This window comes from Blautia sp. ZXY-1-B12 (assembly GCF_056339915.1).
Map to the genome: position 1 here is coordinate 1 of NZ_JBWJVP010000001.1, position 6,838 is coordinate 6,838.

4 protein-coding genes and 2 pseudogenes are annotated in these 6,838 nt (G+C 50.9%); 1 reads left to right on the plus strand and 5 read right to left on the minus strand.

What is annotated here, in order from left to right; translation table 11 throughout:
* Together AC075L_RS00005 and AC075L_RS00010 are read right to left on the minus strand one after the other, a co-directional pair.
* A pseudogene (locus tag AC075L_RS00005) lies at positions 1-2,977 on the minus strand (SNF2-related protein); the annotation flags it as partial.
* Positions 2,905-3,249 carry a TnpV protein gene (locus tag AC075L_RS00010; RefSeq protein WP_438273053.1) on the minus strand — a complete coding sequence of 115 codons (345 nt, stop codon included), beginning with the start codon at positions 3,247-3,249 and terminating at the stop codon, positions 2,905-2,907. The pseudogene AC075L_RS00005 and the gene AC075L_RS00010, both read right to left, overlap by 73 nt.
* On the opposite strand from AC075L_RS00010, the gene AC075L_RS00015 reads away from it, so the two are divergent.
* Entirely contained in the window at positions 3,248-4,015 is a 768-nt protein-coding gene (locus AC075L_RS00015; RefSeq protein WP_457799208.1) for a hypothetical protein, read from the plus strand. The genes AC075L_RS00010 and AC075L_RS00015 overlap by 2 nt on opposite strands.
* Positions 4,016-4,114: 99 nt before the next feature.
* Here the strand turns inward: AC075L_RS00015 and AC075L_RS00020 are convergent, their stop codons facing one another.
* From AC075L_RS00020 to AC075L_RS00030, 3 genes and pseudogenes are all read right to left on the minus strand, one after another.
* Entirely contained in the window at positions 4,115-4,906 is a 792-nt protein-coding gene (locus tag AC075L_RS00020; protein ID WP_177675514.1) for a CPBP family intramembrane glutamic endopeptidase, read from the minus strand.
* Positions 4,907-5,054: 148 nt separating this feature from the next.
* A complete protein-coding gene (locus tag AC075L_RS00025; RefSeq protein ID WP_177675512.1) occupies positions 5,055-5,270 on the minus strand; it encodes a transposon-transfer assisting family protein in 216 nt (71 codons plus the stop codon).
* A 1-nt stretch (position 5,271) separates the two neighbouring features.
* Positions 5,272-6,819: pseudogene (locus tag AC075L_RS00030) on the minus strand (YodL domain-containing protein); the annotation flags it as partial.
* Positions 6,820-6,838: the final 19 nt, after the last annotated feature.

A 6,838-nucleotide genomic window follows, 5' to 3' on the forward strand; every position in this document is an offset into this window, starting at 1 on the left:
CCCAGCCCACATATCGAGAAAGAACCTCCTGCTGTTCGGGGCTTGCCTGCTGTCCGGCAGCTTCCAGCTCTTTCAGCAAACGAATCGCATTGACATTTGCCTGGAACTTGGCTTTCGGACCGCCCTCACCCAAATGCTCATCTGTAATGCGGAAGTTTTTTGCATTGCGGCGCAGGTTAGCCTTGTATTCCTCATAGGAGGCTTCCTCGGCAGCTTTGGCATTGGGAAAGGTCTGCCACTGGCCATTGACCTGAATGGAAACCGGGTGTTCGTCCAGCACTTCCTCAAAGGTTTTCTCCGGCTCAGTCACAGGGGCTGGCGGCTCCGGCTCCTCGATATGCAGTCGTTCCACCACCACATCATAAGGCAGATTGTTCTTATCGCCCGGATAGACGGCCATGGTCTCGGAATGGAAGGTCGGGGATTCGGTAGCCGGTTGGGGCTGTTCCTGTCCAAAACCGTCCTGCTGACGGGCATACATCCCGCGCAGCAAAGACGCAACCTCATCCCAGCGGAAATACAGCATAGCCAGACGCTTTTCCTCTGCATCCATGACTTCCAGTTCTATGCCCTGTGCCGTGGTACGGTAATCGACAATATCGCCGGTCTCCAGATTCAGTGTCTCAATCTCACCGGAATAGGCTCTGCTCAGCCAGTAGGCGATCTCGCTGTTGCTCCTGCCGGATTGCAGCAGCGTGGAAATCTGCTTTTTATCCGCTTCATCCATCAGTCCATGAGCCAATACATCCCGCAAGTCTTGTTCTGCCTTGTCCGGGTCAATAGGAAGAAACTCGGTATAGTAAGCATTGCGGCGGTCTGCCCGAAGCAGCTGCTCGAACTGTTCTTTGCGCTCTGCCCGGTAGATGGGATATACCATCCCGGTGGGCAGAAGCTGTACGGTGTCCTCCCGCAGCTCGGTGATCTGATAGGCGTCATCCTCGATATACACGGTATCGCCCACGGCATAGACCGGGGCGGCTGGGTCATAGGAGGTTCTTTGCGGAATTGGGCGGCGAACTGCGTCATATTCCTCATCGGAAATGGAAACTTCGGAAGTCTGCTCTGTCTCGGCATCTGCAATCTGCTCTGCATCTGACCTCACCTGTTGGATAAACGGATCATTGTCCAGTTTTTCCGGGTCTGCCACCTGGCCGTTGACAATCCCTCTTTCCTCCAGAGCTTCCCGGATGGCGATTGGGTCGATGTTGTCAAAACGATCCTGTTCTTCTTCGGTATAGAACCGTTCCTCCTGAATGAGCTGGGCAAGCCTGCGCTGTACCTTCGGCCAGGGCAGCTGCGTTTCCTCCGGGCTGCCGGCACGGACAACAAACAGGCTGTTGCTGTTACTGCCGCCGTATTCCTGAGCCAGCCATGCGGCGGTATCTTTTTCTCTTGCATGGTCTTTCATATAGCGGACAACAGCGTGTTTACTCTCAATATTGCCGTTCCATGCACAAAGGGCGGTATCAATATCCTCCTGAGAAAGAGGGCGCAGAAGCTCATGGAGCTTTGGATAGGTCTCGTCGATCACTTCCCGGTGCAGACGCTGACGGAACTCCGGCACATCGGAATAGAGCCGAATCAGCTCCATATCCTTAGAGCCAAGAACCGCACGGCGCACAGCGGCATTGCCCTCGATGACAGCATTTTCACGGTCGGAATGACCGCAGGCATTTCGATATGCCACATCCTCAGATATGGCGGCAGTCACCACAGGCTTATACTGCTCAAACTGCTCCCGAAGGGTAGGCTTTGGCGTTTCTTCCTCTATCTCCGGCTGCTGGGCATGAATGGCATCTTCTTCTGCCAGATCCTTTTCAGCCTGGATCTTGTCATACTGCGCTTGTTCCTGTTCGGTAAGATAGCGGCCTTTCTGGACAAGTGAAGTAATGCGCTTGGCAACCTTTTCCCAGTTCAAGTGAACATCCGGGCAGTCCTGCTTTTTATAGTGCAGTCCTTTCCCATCGTGATCTTCGCCGCTGTGTGTTGCGCCGGACAGGGCATGAGAGCGTCCGCCAATGCCATACTCGTCTTTAAGGAATCTCACTTTTTCCTTATCCGTATGGTTTTCCATGAAGAACGCATAGATACGGCCCTTTCCTCCGGCAAAACTGCTGCCGCCGGTCATGGCGGCGTCGATCTCATCCTCGGTAATGAAATGCTGGACGGTTGGCACTTGGGAAAGGTCCGAAGAAAAAGTTCTGCGTGGCAGGTCAAGATCCTTCAGGTTCTCCCAAATTTCCCTTGGCCTATGGTAATGAAAGCGCAACAGGTCACGGTCCTGCTGATAGGCAGTCCAGAAGGCGGCGTATTCTTCCTTGAGGGTCTGGCGGAAAGCCGGGTCACTCAGCTGCTCGGCAAGCCATGCAGTTTCTTCCGGGAACCCGGTTCTCTGAATACCGGACAGACAGGACAGATACCCGGAATCTCTGGCTTTATCGCTGAAATCGTGGTACAGATGCCAAAGTTTTTCTGCAAGGAGGGAGCGTTCATAGCCTGCCGCTTCTGCAAGCTCCACATTGGAGGCAAACTGGCCACTTTCCAAAAGTTCCCCGATGCGCTCTGCGGCACTCTCCCAGGAAATGACCTGGGCAGACCTGTCATAACGGACAGACTTCCCGTGGGAAAGATGGATGCCATCCTCGGCATACCATACGCTCACGCTGCCAAGGCCGTTGCCGCCGTGGTACAGCGTTTTCAGTATCTCGGCAATCTCAGCGGTGGTTTTCTGCTTTTCAAATGCTGCAACCACACGCTCCCTCTGACGATCTGTATTGCCTCCCAAACGCAGCACATGGTCAATATCATTTTGGGCAAAAGAAAAAGCAGAGGATGTATGCGCTACATTCTCTGCTTCATCTATGGATTGGATCTGCTCCGCTTCGGAGAGGAACAGGTTTAGGGTCAGCTGTTGATAAGCTCCGCCATCAGGATCTCCTCTGCCTGGGCTTTGCAGGTGTTCATCAGGCCCACCCACTTCATGGGATCGCTGGCTTTCAGTTCCTCGGTGGCTCCCGCTTCCTTCGCCAGCTGGAGCATCATCTGTTCCAGTCTGCTCTGGGCGGTCTCGTCGATCTCGATGAGGTGCGGGTACAGCTTCTCGCTCAGCAACATCTGGTTGTAGAGGATGGGACGGTGTTCCTTCAGGTAGGTTTTCCTCATCCTGCCGTACTTGCCCAGGGGTTTCTCCGGCTGCTGGCTCAGCTTCAGGTCGGGAATCTGATAGTCTCCGTTCTGGATGTAGGTCATGGGATTGTTCATCTTGCTTGCTCCTTTCTTGGTTGGCTTCGCGCTCTGCATTTCGGACGGTAACGCCGATCTGCCGCAGCACCTGCTGGTTGATCTGGCTGACCGCTGTTCCCAGCGCCCCGATGGTGGACGGGGTGTTGAAATCAAAGATCGCCATGAAATCTTCGTGGTCGAAGTAGCGTTCCGGCTCCAGTCCACAGCGGGACATCAAAGCGTAAGTGATGCTGACGGTGGCGGCTGCCTTGAACTGCACTCCGATGTTATACTCATCATATTCCTCCAAAAAGGAACCGTCAACGATATAGAAGAAGTCCTGCTGATGCTCCGTCCAGTATTCCTCGGCCAGTTTTCCGGCTACCTCGGTGAGCTGTCCGGCAAGATCCTCACCGGAAACATCATAGGTGCGCTCCAGCATGGCCTGCACGGAATCCAGATAGCGCTCCTCCAACTGCCACAGCCAGGGAGTGCGGGAATGTTCACGGGTTCCGGTGTCGGAAATGTCAAAGACATAACGCAGGCGAGGTCTGTCCCCGGAATCATCCACCAGAGCGATTCCCTTGGAACCGCGCCTTACATAACGGCCCATCTTTTCATTCCACAAATCGTACTCCGCACAGGCGGTGGCATCCGGTCGCTGGGCATAGATCATCAGCTGCTCATGGAACGGGTACTTGTAAAGGCGGGAAGCAGTAGTGAGAAACCCTGCCCATTCCTGCCAGCTCCCCGTGAGCTGTGTTGCCACTTTGTCCGCCATCTGTGCATATAGTTCAGCTTTGGTTGGCATGGTATTCTGTCCTCCTTTCGGTTTTGGGTAAAAGAAAAGCAGGAAACCTGAACGATTTCCTGCTTGCTACTTTGTGGCTTCTCATGCAATATTCTTCTTTTTCTTTGCCACAATAAATCCAATTATCATAAGCACATTCAAAACAAATACTACAACACTGCCTTCAATTTTATAAATTCCACCAGATAGCAGTTGATCGCCACCGAATGTCATATTAAACAAATGCGGATAGTCCTCTGCAAGTGATACTCCTCCCAAAATAATTGCTCCTACACTATTCCAGAGAAAATGAATGATTATAGGTGCAATCAAAGAATTTGTATATTCCAAAACTGCTGTCATAAACAAACTCATTGTCAAAACATTCAAAACAGGGAGAATTCCTGCTTCAAAAGCACCTCCATGTGCCAAAGTAAATAGCATGGTAGACACAACAGTTGCCGCAACTACATTGTAGTTTCTCTTTATCATCTGATATAGATAACCACGAACTAACATTTCCTGCATAATTGTGTTGATAAAGGCTGATAGTATCCAGAGCCAGAGCATAGAAATATGATTAGTATCTTCTATCCGTGCAGACCCGGCAAAAAGCAAAATACCGACAGATATACCTAACCAGCTTAGTCCCACTACCCCTCCTAATAAACTGTTATAGACGGGGCGTTGTGCGAGATGTAACTTGGTTTTTTTACGATCTACAAACCAAAAAATAACGGTCATAACAACAATCGCCAAAAACGGTATTAGTTCTGCAAAAAATCTCCACAGCGCTGCATTGTCAATCTCAGGAATTGGTATAACTGATGCGCAAATTGCCCATCCAACAAAGAAAATGATAGATTTTAATGATACTTCTATTAGCTTTTTCATATTTCTAAAACTCCCTAGTGCTTTCTAATTTACATAAAGTACATTATACATCATCTTGTCAAGGAGTTACATCCTTTTTTTGTAAAACTCTACTTGAAAAAATAGTAGAATAAATAGCTTTCTGTCCCCACAAAGAACAGCTTTAGGTTTACTGGTCAAAATCGGGGTACAGCTCCAACTCGGCAAAGTCCTCATCGGTCATCGCACAGAGCTTCGTAAGGGCGCTGTCGGTTAGCTCTCTCAGTTCTGTTTCCTCCGGCGAAAGCTCGCCGCGCATCTCACGCAGGCTGTCGATCAGTCCGGTGCGGCTGCCGGTATTGTAAATGCACATCAGGTTCATTTCCTCAAAAGTAAAGTTTCCCATATCAAATCTCCCTTTCCGCACTCTTTTTGGGTGCTGTCTTTTTGTGTTCCGCTTTGGGCTGGCTTTTCAGCTGATCCACAACGGATTTTTTCTTATCCCGTTCCTCCCGATGAACGGCATCAGCCAAGTCCATGAGGGAGATAGGCTGACCGCTGCGGGCCTGCTGTTCCAGCTCTGCCACCGTAGGCTCTTTTGCGCCATTATTGATGATACCGTCGATCATGCCGTAATCGTCCTCCACGGCCATCTCCGCATTTTTCAGCGGATTTTCCGGCAGGAATCCGGGGATCTGGGTAAAACCAACACTGTCACAGTAATGACAGGATACCTTACCATCCTGCTTGATCGCAACGATGTCACTGACACTCATAGAAGGACTTTGAAAATCCGCCGGTTTTTGCAGATTAAACTGCTCATATAGTTTTTCCAGCTGCTCCGGTACCGTGCCAGACTCCCTCAGCGGAGCAGTGTAAATGAGATCATAATTGCTGCGGTCTATGGAAATGGCATGGGACTTTAACCAGTCCAGATTCATAAAGCGCACATTCTGTGGATCGTCACGGCTCACCTGATAGATGGCAAAGCAATCTCTGTTCTGAGCAAGAAATGCCTGTTCCCGTTCCTGCTGATGTTCCTGGCGCTCCATGACCTTTTCGTGGAACTGAGGGCTTTTCTCCCATTCCTCACGGTCCACACCGAAAAGGCCGCCATGATCCATGATTTCCTGCGAGTCAAATACCATACTCTCCGTATTGTCCTCATGCAGCACATAGACAGTCAAACCAGCGGCATCCAGTTCCAGCGCCCGTTCTCTGGTAACAGGGAGCATCGCCATCTATAGGAGTATCCGTATTCCTGCATATCCGGTGTAGAGACCTGCTCATCCGGCGTTGGGTATTCATCCAGCGCCTGCTCCTGTGCTTCCGGCAGCGCTGGAAAGAAGCAGCCATCTGACTGGCCTCTGCCTGCATCTGCTGGTAGGCAGCTTCCTGCAAGGTCTCAATCATGGACAACGGTGCGTCATTTGACCGAGTCTCTGTCCAAATCGTTGTCATCACAAATCTGGAGAACTGCCTTCATGCGGGAAATCTCCGGCATATCCAGCTGACCACCGTCCAACTCTTTCATGGATGCGGCATCGTAAAGGGTATAGCCCCAGCCGCTGTCACAGGACTGGATATGAAGAGAGACGGCATTGTCGATCAGAAACAAAGCCTCCTGCTGATTGGCGTCCGCCCCCAGCACTTCCATTTCCGGCATTGCCGCAGCCAGTTCCTTTACCGCTTTCTGTACCAGCGGATTGTCACGGTAATAGTCGATTGCCTGAATAGTGTCCAGGTCAATGGTCTGCCCATCAAAATCGGAAACGGTCCTTCATAATCGCTTCCGTCTTTCAGTTCAAAACCAATGCCCTTGATCCCGTTCATTCGTTCTGCCGAATCTCCTGATAAATACGGATTGCTTCCTCCAAAGACAGGTTATCGTGAATTTCTTCGAGGTTTGGAAATTCCATGCACTCTGCTACATAGTAGGTCAGATCGCCGGTCGGCAGCCTATCAATACCTTAA

Bases quoted from the DNA above. Each gene is read 5' to 3' on its own strand.
- AC075L_RS00025 (WP_177675512.1), bottom strand. From the start codon at position 5,270: ATGGGAAACTTTACTTTTGAGGAAATGAACCTGATGTGCATTTACAAT.
- AC075L_RS00015 (WP_457799208.1), top strand. From the start codon at position 3,248: ATGGGATTGTTCATCTTGCTTGCTCCTTTCTTGGTTGGCTTCGCGCTC.
- AC075L_RS00010 (WP_438273053.1), bottom strand. From the start codon at position 3,249: ATGACCTACATCCAGAACGGAGACTATCAGATTCCCGACCTGAAGCTG.
- AC075L_RS00020 (WP_177675514.1), bottom strand. From the start codon at position 4,906: ATGAAAAAGCTAATAGAAGTATCATTAAAATCTATCATTTTCTTTGTT.